The 17,062-nt window shown below is 39.0% G+C and carries 7 protein-coding genes; all 7 read left to right on the forward strand.

The window, feature by feature from the left end:
- Positions 1-20 precede the first annotated feature (20 nt).
- The 7 genes from ACOKFG_RS02510 to ACOKFG_RS02540 are packed head-to-tail and all read left to right on the forward strand — an operon-like array spanning position 21 to position 17,025.
- The gene (locus tag ACOKFG_RS02510) at positions 21-2,393 is read left to right on the forward strand and encodes an ABC transporter permease (RefSeq protein WP_298792579.1); all 2,373 of its coding nucleotides are present in this window, start codon (positions 21-23) and stop codon (positions 2,391-2,393) included.
- Positions 2,394-2,409: 16 nt separating this feature from the next.
- A complete protein-coding gene (locus ACOKFG_RS02515) occupies positions 2,410-4,845 on the forward strand; it encodes an ABC transporter permease (protein ID WP_422861799.1) in 2,436 nt (811 codons plus the stop codon).
- Positions 4,846-4,866: 21 nt separating this feature from the next.
- Complete coding sequence (locus tag ACOKFG_RS02520) at positions 4,867-7,353, forward strand: ABC transporter permease (protein WP_298792583.1); 2,487 nt, start codon at positions 4,867-4,869, stop codon at positions 7,351-7,353.
- 22 nt (positions 7,354-7,375) lie between these two features.
- Positions 7,376-9,787, forward strand: a complete 2,412-nt coding sequence (locus ACOKFG_RS02525) for an ABC transporter permease (protein ID WP_298792585.1) — start codon at positions 7,376-7,378, stop codon at positions 9,785-9,787.
- 17 nt (positions 9,788-9,804) lie between these two features.
- On the forward strand, positions 9,805-12,204 hold the full coding sequence (locus tag ACOKFG_RS02530) for an FtsX-like permease family protein (RefSeq protein ID WP_422861800.1): 2,400 nt from the start codon (positions 9,805-9,807) through the stop codon (positions 12,202-12,204).
- A gap of 16 nt (positions 12,205-12,220) precedes the next feature.
- A complete protein-coding gene (locus ACOKFG_RS02535; RefSeq protein WP_422861801.1) occupies positions 12,221-14,587 on the forward strand; it encodes an ABC transporter permease in 2,367 nt (788 codons plus the stop codon).
- A 17-nt stretch (positions 14,588-14,604) separates the two neighbouring features.
- Positions 14,605-17,025, forward strand: a complete 2,421-nt coding sequence (locus tag ACOKFG_RS02540) for an ABC transporter permease (protein WP_422861802.1) — start codon at positions 14,605-14,607, stop codon at positions 17,023-17,025.
- The last annotated feature ends 37 nt before the right edge of the window (positions 17,026-17,062 follow it).

The raw sequence follows: 17,062 nt of genomic DNA on the forward strand, positions 1-17,062 counted from the left end.
CCAATCAAAAAACGAACATCATGTTAAAGAATTATTTAAAAACCGCTTGGAGAACACTGCTCAAAAACAAAGTGTATTTATCCATTAATACAATTGGCTTATCCATTGCAATTGCGGTTTCCTTTTTAATGTTGCTTTGGGTTTTTGATGAATCTGGTATGGACAAGTTCCACGAAAAAGACGACCAGCTTTTTTTGGTGAAAAGAACCATTCCATTAGAAGAGGGTATTTTGGATGTTTATAGTGGCATATCCTATCCTTTGTTGAAAACTGCCAAAGAACAACTTCCAGAAATTGATGAATATATTACTCTTGGAAGGACTTTTGACGATAACCTGCGCATTCAGAATACAGATTTTAGAGCGCCTGGGGCATTTGCCAACGCTGCCTTTTTCAACTCTTTCTCTTTTCCTGTACTTGCTGGGGATATTAATGCATTGGATGAAAAACTGGAAGCAATTGCGATATCAGAAAGTTTGGCTAAACGGTTTTGGGGTGATGAATGGCCAATAAAAGCTTTGGGAAGTCCCATTCATATTTATGACAATGGCGATTTTGCTGTGGAAGCAGTATACAAGGATTTTCCAACACAATCTTCCATTCAAAACGATTTTTATTACGGCTTTCAACGTCACCTAAGCCAGAATGACTGGATGTTGGAATGGGGAAACAATGGAATGCAAGGTGCATTTTTGTTGCGTAAAGATGCTGATGTAGCTGCGGTTGCAAAAAAGACAGAGCAACTCTTTCGGGAAAACATCTCTGGTGAGTTCAAGGAAGGCATTCTCATGCAGAAGTTTTCTGAAAATTATCTTTATAACCGTTTTGATGAACAAGCAAAAGTATCCGGCGGACGTATTGAGTATGTGAGAATATTTACTTTGGCAGCCATATTTCTTCTAATTATTTCTTGCATTAACTTTATAAACCTTTCCACAGCATATGCGACCAAAAGATCTGGAGAAATTGGAGTACGAAAGGTTGTAGGTGCAAAGAAGAATATGCTGGTTGTGCAATTCTTTATGGAAACTACTATAATAACCTCACTTGCCTTTCTCGCAGGTTTAGTAATATCGGCATTACTTTTACCTTCTATAAATACCCTTACCGGTAAACAGCTCGCCATAGACATAACAAGTCCGCAACTATGGATTATCGTTTTTGCGGTTTTCGCTTTCACAACGCTTCTATCTGGAGCTTACCCTTCGCTGATTATTTCATCATTTAAACCTATTGAAGCCCTTAAGGGAGCCGGCAAGGAACAGAAAAACACCATCTCTTTGCGAAAAGGATTGGTCGTGTTGCAATTCTCACTGTCTATCTTATTGATCATTTCGGCCTTGGTCATTCAAAATCAGATAGATTTTGTGAATAAAAAGGATTTGGGCATTGCCAAAGATCATATCATATCCATACATCAAGACCAAGTGATTACTGAAAAATATCAGGTCTTAAAGAGTGAATTGACAGCTTCTGCTGGTATTGAAGCTGTTACTTTGGTTGGACCTTCTCCCTTGGCCACCCCGGCTTCCAGCAGCGGTGTCAGCTGGTCAGGAAAAACCCAAGAGCAAGAAAATATTGAATTTGCCCTTTTATGGACTGCCCACAATTTCCCAAGCGCTTTTGATATTCCTCTCAATGAGGGAGATTATTACAGGGAAGGCTCACAAGACACTTTGAACTTGGTTGTCAACCAAACAGCCGCGGACATGATGCAACTAGGTGCAAATCCCATTGGAAAAACTGTTCAATTATGGGGTGCACAACGGCAAATAATAGGGGTGCTAAAAGATTTTCACAACAGATCACTTTATGAGCCTATACAACCCACTGTCTTCTTATTGGAGCCTGAAAATGCAGGTGAGTTGATGATTAAACTAGATGGGGGACAAACTGAAGAAGGATTGGCCTCGGTGCAAAACGTTTTTGAAAAAGTATTGCCAGACACACCATTGCATTATGACTTTCTTGATGAGCAATATGCTGCAAATTATAAAACAGAAATGTTGACGGGCACTTTGGCCCGTTATTTTGCTATAATTTCAATCCTATTGTCCTGCTTGGGGCTATTTGGTTTGGCCACTTTCATGGCCAAACAGCGCACTAAGGAGATAGGTATCAGAAAAGTATTGGGGGCAAGTATTAACAGTATCACCTTTTTAATCTCAAAAGATTTTTTAAAGTTGATTGCTATCGCAATATTGATTGCATCGCCTTTGGCCTATTATTTTATGAATCAATGGCTAAGTGATTTTGCATATCGAATAAACGTTCCGGCTTGGGCGTTTGGGTTGGCTGGAGCTTTAACCTTATTGGTCACCTTGATGACCATTGGATTTCAAGCAATAAAATCAGCTATGGCCAATCCTGTAAACAGTTTAAGGACAGAATAATACAAAAACGAACATCATGTTAAAGAATCATTTTAAAATAGCTTGGCGTAGTCTCAAAAAACAGCCCTTCTTCACATTTTTGAACATTTTTGGGCTTGCGATTGGTATAGCAGGAAGTCTCTTGATCTCACTTTATATTATTGATGAACTCAGTTATGACAAAATGTTTGCTGATGCGGATAGAATCCACAGAATCAACAATGACATAAAGTTTGGCGGAGAGGACCGGAAATTTGCAGTTAGTCCTGCACCAATCGCCGAGGCCTTAGAAAACGATTTCTCTGAAGTGGAACTTGCCACCAGGTTTCGTACCCGAGGCAGTGCACTTGTAAAACGAACAGGCACAGAAGTTAATGTCAAAGAACTACAGTCCACCTTTGTTGATTCGACCTTCTTTAAAATGTTTGGCATAAAGTTATTGGTTGGTGATATTAAAACCGCCTTGACTGCTCCAAACACGGTGGTGTTGACTAAAACAGCAGCAGAAAAGCATTTCGAAATCAATGAGGCATTAGGGCAGACCCTAGAGTTGAACAACTCCCAAACATTTACAGTCACTGGCGTCATAGATGATCTGCCAAAAAATTCCTTTTTGAGAGAACACACGGTTTTTATGGCCATGGCAGGTTATGAGGATTCTCGAGTTGTAAATTGGGGAAGTAATAACTATCAAACTTTTATCAAATTAATTCCCTCAGCCAATATCGATGATATCCAAGAACCACTGCGAGGCTTTTTGGGCAAGTATGTAATTCCAGGGGTGCAACAATTTATGCCAGGAATTACCGAAGAACAATTTAAGGCCGCAGGCAATCATTTAATTTTTAGCACAATTCCTTTAACGGACATTCATTTAAATTCCGATAGGATTGCCGAAATAAGCCCCAACAACAATATTCAAGGAATCTATATTTTAAGTTTTATAGCCATTTTTCTTCTTGTTTTGGCCTGCGTTAATTTCATGAATTTATCAACCGCGCATTCTTTAAAAAGAGCCAAGGAAGTTGGGGTTAGAAAAACCTTAGGTTCAAATAAAACCGATTTGGTACGGCAGTTTTTAGTGGAATCTGGTTTGGTTTCCTTTGGAGCGTTATTACTTGCTTTGGTCGTAGCTATTATAGCACTTCCATTCTTTAATCAATTGGCTGACAAGGATATTTCCATGCCTTATTCAAATCCTTTATTCTGGCTGATTTTATTCGTTTCTGGTATTTTTCTTGGCCTCTTTTCTGGAAGTTATCCAGCTTTCTTTATGTCAAAATTTATTCCTGTTGAAGTCCTTAAAGGGTCCAACAGCAATAGTATAGGCGGAAGCAGAGTCAGAAATGGATTGGTTATTTTCCAATTCGCTATTTCTGTATTTCTTATTGTGGGAACTCTAGTGGTGTATCAGCAATTGCAGTATATACAGAATAAGGACTTGGGCTTTTCTAAAGATCAGGTGTTGATAATTGATGACGTATATGCCTTAGGCGATAAAAGACTTGCATTTAAAGAAGAGGTAAAAAAACTAGGTTACGTTAAAAATGTGACTTTAAGCAGTTATTTTCCCACACCTTCCTCGCGAAGCGATAGCACATTTGCCCCCGAAGATGGGCTAACCGATCAAGAAAGTGCGGTATCCATGCAGACCTGGGGTGTTGACCATGATTATATCTCCACCCTTGGATTTGAAATTGTTGCCGGCAGAAATTTTGATAAAACATTTAAAAATGATTCTACCAGTATTATTATAAATGAATCTGCCGTCGCTACCATAGGTCTAACCCCACAAGAAGTCATTGGCAAAAGATACACCTCTGATCTTGGCCAAGAAAATCCTCAATTTCTAACCATTATCGGTGTTGTCAAAGATTTTCACTTTTCCCCTTTCAGAGATGATATCGAAGCCCTAAGTCTTGGGTTGGACAAATTTGCCGGTTCGATGGCTGTCAAGCTAAGCACGGCTGATTTTCAGACCGCTTTAACCGGTGTTGAAAGTGTGTGGAACAAGCTTGCTCCCGGTCAACCTTTTGATTATTATTTTATGGAGGATTCCTTCAACAAAACCTATAAAGCCGAGCAACGCTTAAGTAGTATATTTTTCATTTTTACTTCACTTTCCATATTAATTGCCTGTTTGGGTCTATTTGGTTTGGCTGCCTTTAATGCAGAGAAAAGAACCAAGGAAATTGGGGTAAGAAAGGTACTAGGTGCCAGTGTCGGTCAAATTACCTATAAGTTAACGCAAGACTTTCTAAGATTGGTTGCAATTGGCATATTGGTGGCCCTTCCCATTGGTTGGTTCGCAATGGATAAATGGCTCCAAGATTTTTCTTATCGCATATCCATAGGTTGGGAAGTATTTATAATAGCGCCTTTATTGGCTGTAACCATCGCAATTTTTACTGTTAGCTACCAAAGTATAAAGGCAGCAGTGGTTAATCCTGTCAAAAGTCTAAGAACCGAATAAACTATTACTAATGAGAGAATCATGCTTACAAATCACATTAAAATTGCATTTCGTTTTTTCCTGAAGAACAAGCTTTTTACTGGAATCAACATTCTTGGTTTATCCATTGGGATAACCGCTTTTATGCTGTTAGCGCGTTATATTGCATTTGAAAAAAGCTATGATCAATTTATTCCACATGTCGATGATCTTTATCGTGTAACCCTTACTTCCAATTTAGGAGATAAGGGTTTTGCCACAATTGCTACGAATCACCCGGCCGTAGGACCGGCAATGAAAAGAGATTTTGCTGAGGTGGAAAGCTATGTCCGAATTGTTGATAAATCCATTGTCACTTCCGGTTCTATAATTCTGTCCTACGTAAATGCAAATGGTAATTTGATTAAGTCGGGTGCTAATGACGATCATATTTACTTTGCCGACAATTCCATTTTGGAAATGTTCGATATTCCTTTACGCGTTGGAAATCCATCTAATGCCCTTGCCGAACCCAATACAGCCATTTTAACCAAAGAAATTGCCGCACGTTTTTTTGGGAATGAGGATCCTTTGGGGAAAATCATTAAAATAAATAATGGTTTTGAACTCAAAATAAATGGTGTTTTTGATGACCTTCCCAAGAATTCGCATTTACCTTTAGGCATAGTCATATCCTATGCCACATTTCCAAAAGAAGGTGATTTTGACAATAGTTGGGTCTGGCCTGAATTTTACAATTATGTTCGTTTGAAACCAGGCACTGACCCCGAAATATTACAATCTAAATTTCCTGCCTTCGTCCAAAACTATCTTAGCGACATTATGAACGAGCATGGTTTTGAAGCTCGTTTTGACCTGCAGCCGGTAAAAGATATTCACTTAACATCCAACATTGACAAAGAGATTTCTGCCAATAACAGTCGTGGAACTTTGAACTTTTTACTTATAGTAGCTGGCTTTATAATTGCAATAGCGCTTATTAACTTCATAAATCTATCCACAGCCAAATCCATGGAAAGAGCAAAGGAAGTGGGTCTAAAAAAAGTAGTCGGCGCAAACAAAAGAGCTTTGGTGCAACAATTTTTATACGAATCTCTTTTAATCAACTTTTTGGCTCTGCTCTTGGCTTTCCTATTCATAAGCTTATTGATGTCTTCTTTTAACACGCTAGTGGGAAATGAAGTATTGGACTTCTCAATGTGGACTAAACGCGAAGTGTGGTTTACCGTACTGGGAATATTTCTAGGGGGAGGGATTTTAGCTGGCCTATATCCTGCCTTTGTCTTATCTAATTTTATTCCAATCGAGGTCTTAAAGGGAAAATTTCATCATGGAACTAAAGGTAACTCCTTGCGGAAAGCCCTTGTTATAACTCAATTTGTTATCTCAATTGCACTGATAGCCGGTACGTTTATCGTTTATAATCAGTTTTCCTACATGCAAAATCAGGATTTGGGGTTTAAGGCAGACCAAAATTTGGTGCTGGCAGCTCCTATTTATTCTGATTCTACCATGCAAAGTAAGATTATAGCATTTAAAAGAGAGCTAATGCAAAATCCAAAGATTGGAGGTGTAGCACTATCCAATGAAATTCCAGGCAACCAGGTTTCATGGAGCAATCTAATTCGGAAACCCCAAGACCTTAAGGAAACTGCATCCGGAGCAAAATATGTAAGTATTGATCAAGACTTCTTCAAAACATATGATGTTGATCTGCTCGCGGGACGGGATTATGTACAACAGGATGCCAATTTCTACAACGAGGAGGCCAATGCCCAAAATTCCAAAGCCAGTAGAGTAATCATTAATAGGTCGGCAGCGGAAATTTTAGGTTTTTCAAATCCTGATGAGGCCATAAACAAACCCATGATCTTTGAACTAAGAATAGAAAGAAATGCCGAGATAATTGGAGTGGTCGAGGACTACCATCAACAATCTCTTCAGAACGAGTATGAACCAATGGTCTTTCTTTATTTTGACTACTATAATGCGGATTACATAACAATTAACATTCTTGCGGGTAATAATGTAAAAGAGACTATTTCAGATATTGAGACAACTTACAAGAATTTCTTCCCTGATGACCTTCTAAAGCACTTCTTCGTTGATGAGTATTTCAACCAACAGTATCAAGCTGACTTAAAATTTGGAACCATATGTCTACTCTTTTCCATTTTGGCGATTTTTATTGCAACTCTTGGGCTTTTTGGAATGGGGTCCCATATGGCAATGCAAAAAATCAAGGAAATCAGCGTGCGGAAGGTCTTAGGTGCTTCAGTAGGACAGGCATTGCTAATAATACCCAAAAAACTATTGAGCTTAGTATTAATCTCAAGTGTAATTGCCCTACCCTTAATTTATTTTCTAACTAAAAAATGGTTGGAAAATTATGCCTTTAAAATTGACATGGGGCTTTGGATGTTTATTGTTCCACTATTGATTGTGCTTCTTATAGCAACATTATCAATCTTGGCGCAATCCCTAAAAGCTGCCTTGATTAATCCTGCTGAATCTTTGCGAACCGAATAATCAAATCAAAAAACGAGGAATCATGTTAAAAAATCATATTAAAATCGCTTGGAGAAACTTACTTAAAAACAAGGTTTATTCATTCATAAATATTGGTGGTTTGGCTATTGGCATTACCGCATGTTTTATGATTCTTCAATATGTTTTCTTTGAAATGGGCTATGATGAGTTCCACGTAAACAAAGATCGTATTTACAGAATCCAACAAGATCGCTATGACAATGGGAAACTTTCAACGCAGTGGGCGGCAGGAGCATATGCTGCAGGTAATGTTTTCGCTGAAGAAATTCCTGAAATTGAGAATTTTGTAAAGGTCATCCCGGCAGGTGACATCATTGTTGAGGTAAATAATAATCCATTAAAAATTGATAAGGTCTATTACTCGCAAACCTCGTTTTTTGAAATTTTTTCTTACCCCCTTATTTATGGTCAAACCGAAGGAATTTTGGATCAGCCAGACACCGTGGTAATCTCTGAGTCAACTGCCAACCAAATATTTGGGACAACAGATGTCGTGGGTAGAGTAATAAATGCAAACGGAACTAACGATTACACCATCACTGGTGTCTTTGAAGATATGCCTAGAAATACTCATCTCAAGAGTAAGATGCTCGTTTCCTATCCCACTTTTTTGAATAATATCGGGAATAACACCCCAGATACCGCTTGGGATTGGGATGGATGTTTGACTTATGTTTTGTTAGCTGAAGGTGCTATTCCTGCTGAAGTAGAGGACAAGTTTGTCCCTATCGCCGAAACACATGTAGGTGAACTTTTAGAGAGATTCAATGCAGCCGTAACCTATAATTTGCAGCCTCTAACCGATATTCATCTTACTTCCAATTATATGGAAGAAGCAGAACCCAACGGAAATAAGGATATGGTCTATCTACTTTTGGGAGTTGCTATCTTCATAATTATTATTGCCTGGGTAAATTATATCAACCTAGCAACCGCCAGAGCCGTCAATAGGGCAAAAGAAGTTGGGGTAAGAAAGGCTATTGGGTCTTTAAGAAAACAATTGATTGTACAATTCTTTTGCGAATCTGCCTTGTTCAATGGTCTTGCTTTAGTCTTTGCAATTTTGTTCATGCTTGTTTCGCTAACAAGCTTTAATGCACTTTCAGGACAACAAATGTCTGTTACCTTATTTGCTAGACCACTATTTTGGGTGGGGCTAATAACAGTTTTTACACTAGGGGTAATTCTTTCAGGTTCTTACCCTGCATTTGTGTTATCCAGTTTTAAGCCTGTTGAGGTCTTAAAAGGCACTATTACCAGTTCAAACCAGGGTCAGACATTACGGAAATCTTTAGTGGTGTTTCAATTTGCAGCGTCACTGTTTTTGCTTATTGGATCATTTGTGGTCTATAAACAAATCAATTTTATGCGTGATCAATCTCTTGGCATCAACATTGATCAAACGTTGGTTATTAAACCTCCCATTGTGGCAGATTCGACCTTTGTAAATCGCAAAGAATCTTTTAAAACAGCTTTGACTCAGTTCCCTTTTATCGATATGGCTGCTGTTTCTTCTACTGTTCCAGGGCAAGATGGTGGCATCAACGCAGGAGGCATTCGTCTTGTTACGCAAAGTGACAGTGAGCAAAAGCAATACCGATTTATGAGAGTGGACCATGACTTTATGAGTCTTTATGGTATGGAACTAATTGCTGGGCGCAGCTTTTCAAAGGATTTTGGGGCCGATAAAAGCACGGTGGTGTTTAATCGAAAGGGTGTTCAACAATTAGGTTTTGATAATCCGGACGAAGCTATTGGAAAGGAAATCGAATTTTGGGGCAATCAATATATAATTGTAGGGGTTATTGAGAATTTCCATCAACAATCATTACATCAGTCCTATGAACCGCTGATATTGTGCTTGGTTCCCGATGTTTATGGTTTTTTCTCCCTGAAAGTTCAGCCACAACAAGTAGCTCAAACAATGGCGGTTGTACAAGACCAATGGGAAAAGTTTTTCCCAGGAAATACTTTTGAACATTTCTTTCTTGATGATCATTTTAACGCTCAATACCTGCAGGACAGACAATTTGGAAAGGTCTTCAGTCTATTTACGATTTTGGCTATCCTTGTAGCTTGCCTTGGTCTTTTTGGATTGGCTTCTTTTACCACACTTCAAAGGACAAAGGAAATCGGAATTAGAAAAGTACTTGGCGCATCAGTGGTTAATATTTTAAGACTCCTGTTTACTGAATTTAGCACTCTATTGATAATCTCATTTGCTATTGCCATTCCGCTCTCATGGTTTATGGCGAATCATTGGTTAAAAAGTTACGCTTTTAGCATTTCCATTCACTGGAGTTTCTTTTTATGGCCTTTTCTTTTGCTTTTAGTTATTGCAATGCTCACTGTAAGTTTTCAATCGTTGAAGGCATCATTGGCAAACCCTATTAAGAGTCTTCGAACTGAATAAATCAAAAAACAACAATCATGTTAAAGAACTATTTGAAAATTGCCTGGAGAAACCTCTCAAAAAATAAGAGCTATACCATCATCAATGTAGGTGGACTGGCATTGGGGATGGCAGTTACCCTCATCATTGGTCTTTGGATGCATGATGAGTTATCCCATAACAATCATTTCTCGAATCATGATAAAATTGCCCAAATGATGCAGTCCCAAACTTTCAATGGGAATATTGGCACAGGACCGGCAATTCCAAGACCGCTGGAAAATGCCTTGCGAGACGGCTACATGGACAACTTTGAACACTTGATTATGTCTTCATGGACCAATGACCTGTATTTAAAGTATAACGAGACCAGTATTTCCAGACCAGGAAATTATATGCAGCGTGAAGCTCCAGAATTTCTTGAACTACAAATAGTAAAGGGAGATAAAGATGGGCTTCGCGAGATAAATTCAATTATGCTATCCGAATCCGTGGCTGAAGCTCTTTTTGGAGCTGAAGACCCTATTGGAAAAGTGGTAAAAGCAAGTAACCAACATGATTTAATGGTTACCGCTGTCTATAAAGATATTCCCTACAATAGCTCATTTAGCGACACAGAATATTTAATCCCTTGGGACCACTATGTTTCTATCAACGAATGGGTTCAAGAAGGAGAGGACAATTGGGGCAACAATTCCTTTCAGCTCTTCGTGCAGCTAGCTGAAAATGCCAATTTGGAGAACGTAAATAGTATTATTAGAGACGTAAAAAAAGATCTGAACGAGGATACTGCGGAATTCAATCCACAGCTTTTTCTTTTGCCGATGAAAGATTGGTATTTGCGTAGCAATTTTGAAGGTGGCAAGCAAGTTGGAGGTCGTATCAAATACGTGTGGTTGTTTGGCATTATTGGCGCATTTGTTTTACTGTTGGCCTGTATCAACTTTATGAACTTGAGTACGGCAAGGTCAGAAAAAAGAGCAAAGGAAGTTGGTATCCGAAAATCTATTGGATCACAGCGCAATCAATTGATAAATCAATTTTTAGGGGAATCCTTCTTGGTGGTTTTATTTGCCTTTACCATTGCATTGTTGATCGTATTGGTTTCTTTAGACGGTTTTAATGAACTTGCTCGCAAGGAAATCTCATTTCCATGGGGCAGCCCAGTTTTCTGGCTGGCTTCAGTCGTCTTTATTCTATTAACTGCTTTGTTGGCGGGAAGCTACCCTGCATTGTACCTGTCCTCTTTCAATCCTGTCGATGTTTTAAAAGGCACTTTCAAAGCAGGAAAGCATGCCGGTACCCCTCGAAAAATTCTCGTTGTTTTTCAATTTACAGTATCCGTTGCTTTTATTATTGGAACTGTAATTGTGATGCAACAAATTAACTTCGCCAAAAACAGGCCCGTTGGCTACGACAAGGAAGGACTCATTCAAGTGCCCACTTTTAGTCGTGATTTTATTGGTAAAACGGATTTGATGAGGGATGAGTTCATAAACTCCGGGGCCGTAGTTGAAATGTCTACCTCCAGTAGTCCAACCACAAGAATTTGGTCTAACAGAAGCGGTTATACATGGGAAGGTAAGCCTGAAGGTTTTCAAGAGGACTTTGCATGGACTGAAGTTTCTCCAGAATACGCAAAATCATTGAATTTAAAAATAGTTCAAGGAAGAGATTTTTCCAGGGAATTTGCATCGGATTCACTCGGAATACTTATCAATGAAACTGCGGTAAAATATATGGGTGTAGAAAACCCTGTCGGAATGCTTATTCGAGGTACAAACGAAGAAGACCCTGGTCCGACTCGCACAATTGTTGGAGTTGTTGAAGATATCATTGCCCAATCTCCCTACGAGCCGGTAAAACAAGGTTGGTATGTATATGATCGCGACAATAATTTTAGTTACTATAATCTAAGACTAAATCCCACCCAAAGTGCAACACAGAACATTGCCGCCATTGAAGGTATATTTCGAGAGCATTTCCCTGATATCCCATTCGAATACCAATTTGTGGATGAACAGTACGGCAAAAAATTTGCCGCTGAAGAGCGGGTTGGACGACTTTCTGGAATCTTTACAGCTTTGGCCATAATCATAAGTTGTCTTGGTTTGTTCGGCCTCACCTCTTTTGTAGCCGAACAGCGGACTAAAGAAATTGGTGTGCGAAAAGTGTTGGGGGCTTCCGTATTTAATGTTTGGAATATGCTTTCCAAAGATTTTCTAAAACTCGTAACGGTATCCTGTTTTATCGCCGTACCCATTGCTTACTATGTAATGAATGGTTGGCTACAAGAATATCCTTACCGCGTTATTTTGGAGTGGTGGATTTTTGCCTTAGCCATGATTGGGGCCATGTTAGTCACGGTAATCACAGTAAGTTTTCAGGCCATAAGGGCAGCAAATGCCAATCCGGTCAAAAGTCTCAGAATGGAATAATCAAAAACGAAAAATCATGTTCAAGAACTATTTGAAAATTGCCTGGCGAAATTTTATTCAGCACAAATGGTACTCCTTATTAAACCTAGGCGGATTAGCCATAGGAATGGCTTGTAGTATCCTAATTCTACTATGGGTCCAAAATGAATCCAGCTACGACACCTTTCACACCAATTCAGATGAAATATATAGGTTAACTGCCATAGCAAATGAAGATTTCAAAGCTGCGGTAAGTCCTGCGGGTATGATTGAGCAGATTCCCGATCAAGTGTCAGAGATAACATCTAGTCTTCGCTTAAGCGCGCCCTTCGAGGCTTTGGTGGAGATAGACAATCAGAAATTCAAGGAGGAGCCCATTTTTTACGCTGATTCCAATTTTTTGGATATGTTCACCTTTCCACTCATCGAAGGAAATGCAACAACCGCGCTTGCCAAACCAGATGGTATCTTGATTACAGAAAAAACAGCGAAAAAATTCTTCGGATCGGCAAACGCCTTAGGGAAGACCATTAAAATAGACAATCGTGACATCTTTACCGTTACTGGGGTAATGGCCGATGTCCCGCCCAATTCACATTTGCAGTTTAATATGATCATGCCAATGGCATATCTCGCAAAAACTGATAACGACCTCATCAATAAGGTATGGGACAGCTTTAATTTTTATGGATATTTCCAATTCGAAAAAGGCGCTATTTCTTCCCAAGACGATGTAAACATAGTAATCGAAAAGATTAATCAAATCTATGCCAAAAGACAACCCGAGTTTGTAATCACATTCAATTTACAAGCTTTAAAGGATATTCATTTAAGGTCCAATTTGCAGATAGATCTTCCAGGACACGGAAATGTTTTATATGTAAACATCTTTTTTATTGCTGCCTTCATTATCTTAATCGTAGCCTGTATTAATTATATGAACCTGGCAACTGCACGCTCCGCTAGAAGAGCTAAAGAAGTTGGTTTGAGAAAAGTAATTGGTGCTGGACGTCGTCAGTTAATATTTCAGTTTTTAGGGGAATCGCTTATGATTTCATTTATTTCTCTAATCCTAGCGGTTGGTATCGTGTATTTATTTCTACCGGCCTTTAATAATCTTGCCCAAAAGGAACTGTTGTTTAGCTTAGGCGATAATAATCTTTGGGTTTCCCTTTTAGCTATTGCCCTTATCACCGGTTTAATCTCTGGCAGCTATCCTGCATTATTTTTATCGGGGTTCAAGCCGATCAAAGTTTTAAAAGGTAGACTGAAGCTTTCCAAGTACAATCTTGTTTTTCGAAATGGATTGGTAATCACTCAATTTGTAGTATCGGTTTTACTGCTGATTGGCACCATGGTTATTTACAACCAATTGAATTTTATAAAGAATAAAAATCTAGGGTACGACAAATCCAATCTTATCTACGTGCCAATGGAAGGTGAAATGTGGGGAAAGCAGGAGGCCCTAAGATCAGCTCTCAACCAGAACCCATTAACCAGCAATTTCTCTATTGTGGCCGATTTGCCAGCTAATTTAATAACTGGGGATTTTGATATTCATTGGGATGGCAAAGACCCTGATTCGCAAGTACTTTTTCCAAGCTTGGTCACAGATCAAAATTTTCTGGATGTTTTTCAAATGAAACTGGCCAACGGAAGAAGTTTTTCGAAGACCTCCACAGAAAACAACGACTATTTAATTAATGAAACCGCCGCAGACATTATGGGGTACGATGCGGAAACTGCAGTTGGCAAAAGCCTAACTTTTAGAGAAGACAAAGGCACTATAATAGGTGTTGTAAAAGATTTTAACTACAAACCTCTTCAATATGCCATAGAGCCCCTTCTGATACAAAATAAAGAGTTTGGTTCTATTGCCGTAATTAAAGCCGCTCCCACAACAACCGAGAGCACCATTGCCGCTTTGAAAGATATTTACGGTCGCTTAAATCCCGCTTATCCGCTCACTTATAATTTTGTGGATGGCGATTTGGATGCCCAGTACCAAAGTGAACAACGTATGGGGACCATTTTTAATGTATTCGCTCTCCTTGCGATTTTCATTTCATGTATGGGCCTTTACGGTTTGTCAGCATTTATGACCGAACAACGTTTTAAAGAAATTGGTATAAGAAAAGTCTTAGGTGCCAGTGCCGTACGCCTGGTCAATATGCTTTCCAAAGATTTCTTAAAATTAGTATTCATTGCATTTATAATAGCAATACCGATTGCCTGGTTCGGAATGAACCAATGGTTGCAAGAATTTGCATTTCACATAGAAATTCAATGGTGGGTATTCCTTGCAGCCGGATTTATGGTCTTGTTCATTGCTTTGTCAACCGTGAGCTTTCAATCTATAAGGGCATCATTGGTTAACCCCATAAAAAGTCTACGAACAGAATAAGCTAAAACCAAAGAACAATGTTGAAATTATATCTAAAAATTGCCACAAGATATCTGCTTAAAAATAAGCTATACTCATATATCAACATTTTTGGGTTGACCATTGGCATTGCTTCTTTTGTGCTTATCATGCTCTACGTAAATTATGAGAGAAGCTACGACAAGTTTGAAGGTTCCGAGAACGTTTATCGTGTCTTTATGGATTATTTTGAAGGAGGGGAATATGTGCCCGGAGATGCTAATTCATATATCGTAAGCGCACCGACCTTAAAGGACGAATTTCCTGAAATCGAAAGTTTTGTTCGGTTTAGACGAATTCGAAATTTAGTGGTAATGCATAATAATACCCCATATGATGGCATCATAGGATCTCTGGCAGATTCCGAATATTTTGATGTTTTTGACCATGGTTTAGTCAAGGGTGATGAAGCTACTGCACTCAATGAACCGTATTCTGTGGTGCTAAGCACACTAGTTGCCCAAAAACTGTTTGGCAGTAGGAATCCCATTGGACAGTCTATTAAAATCGCAGGAGATGACTCCGTAACTTTTACGGTAACCGGAGTCATGGACAATACCAATCGAAACACCCACATTAAAAATGACCTACTTGTTTCCTTTAAAACATTTTATACCTGGAAAATATTTGAGAACGATTGGAAATACACCTGGAACCAAAATGAATATTACACTTATGTAAAGGTTGCGTCAAATACTGATGCGGAGCTGCTAAATCAAAAAATAATGGCCTTTGTGCCTGAGGGATTTGAGTTCAAGGAAAGGCATCATATGGAACCCATTGAAGATATTCACTTGCATTCTAACAAGCCTTATGAAGCTGAGGCCAATGGTAGTGCCAGTAGCGTTAAACTTTTGGCAATTATTGCTTTTATCACCCTCGTGCTGAGCTGGATAAACTATATGAACCTTTCCACCAGTAAATCGTTGGAGCGGGCCAAAGAAATTGGCATTCGTAAAGTTGTCGGAGCTAAAAGGCCGCAATTGGTCTGGCAATTTTTACTGGAATCCGCTTTAATAAACACCATAGCCGTTGTATTGGCAATTATGGCTGTTTATATTTTACTTCCCAGTTTTAATAGGTTTATCGAGCAAAACTTAGGTTTTAGTTCCTTAGAGCTAAAGTCTATGCTGCCCTATTTTGTTGTTTTGGTAGCGGGAGTTTCCTTGGCAGCTTTTTACCCAGCGTTTGTCTTGAGTAAATACAGTCCCTCCAAAGTATTGAAAGGCAAGGCACAGACTTCAAAAAGCAGTCTCAATTTTAGGAAAGGCCTCATCGTATGCCAATTTATTGCAACTATTGTTCTTTTGGTGGGCACTTTTGTAGCCAACAAGCAGATTCAACATTTAAAAAACCAACCTATTGGTGCAAACCTCAATCAGATAGTAGCATTGAACGGCCAGGTATTGGACCGAGCTTACGATTCAATATATTATAAGGATTTTGATGTACTGTTGGAGGAACTTAAAAGAAATCCTTATGTAGCAGACGTTAGTGTAGCTCGCACATATCCTGGAGATGATTTCTCCAACATGAGTTCCAATATTGAACTTACCTTTCCAGATGGACATACTGATAAAACCCACATTTGGTACAATTATGGGGCACACCCCGATTATTTTAGTCTGATGGGAATGGAGTTCGTGGCTGGGGGTACCTTTCTACAAACCTCAGAAAAGTGGAGTCATAATGTGGTGGTCAATGAAGAGATGGCTCGTTTTATGGGTGTCGTAGATGTGAAGAATCTTGTTGGCAAGACTATCAAATTTTGGGGTCAAGATTGGACCGTTAGCGGAGTAGTTGAAGATTACAATCATCTTGGAATGAAGTCTGCCGTTGTTCCCATTATTATTAGACACAGCAGAAACACCCAGAATATTCTTGTAAAGTTGGATAAAAAGGCCAGTACTATGGCTGGGGCCGATAAGGCGTTAGCTGAGCTAGAGCGTACATGGTATCAAGTTTTTCCTGTTAGCACATATAACTACACCTTTCTGGATCAGAAGTTCGAGGCATTGTTCGACGAAGACCGAAAGTTCGCTAAGGCTTTTCAGATATTTACCATTTTGGCTATACTAATTGCTTCATTAGGCCTATTCGGGCTAACATCCTATACCTGCATCCAGCGAAAAAAAGAGATAGGTGTTCGAAAGGTCAATGGGGCAACAATTACACAAATTCTACAATTGCTCAATCAAGATTTTGTGAAGTGGGTAGGGTTAGCTTTTATTATATCAATACCGATATCGTGGTTTGCTATGCATAAATGGCTGGAAGGTTTTGCCTATAGAACAACCATGAGTTGGTGGATTTTTGCTTTGGCAGGCTTCACTGCTCTCAGTATTGCCCTTCTAACAGTTAGTTGGCAGAGCTTTAAAGCTGCTATTGCCAATCCTGTAGACTCTTTAAGAGATGAATAATCTCTCTAGATTTTGACCATCAATCAAAAAAATCAGA

Source organism: Flagellimonas rhodophyticola (genome assembly GCF_049332665.1).
Lineage (GTDB): Bacteria > Bacteroidota > Bacteroidia > Flavobacteriales > Flavobacteriaceae > Flagellimonas.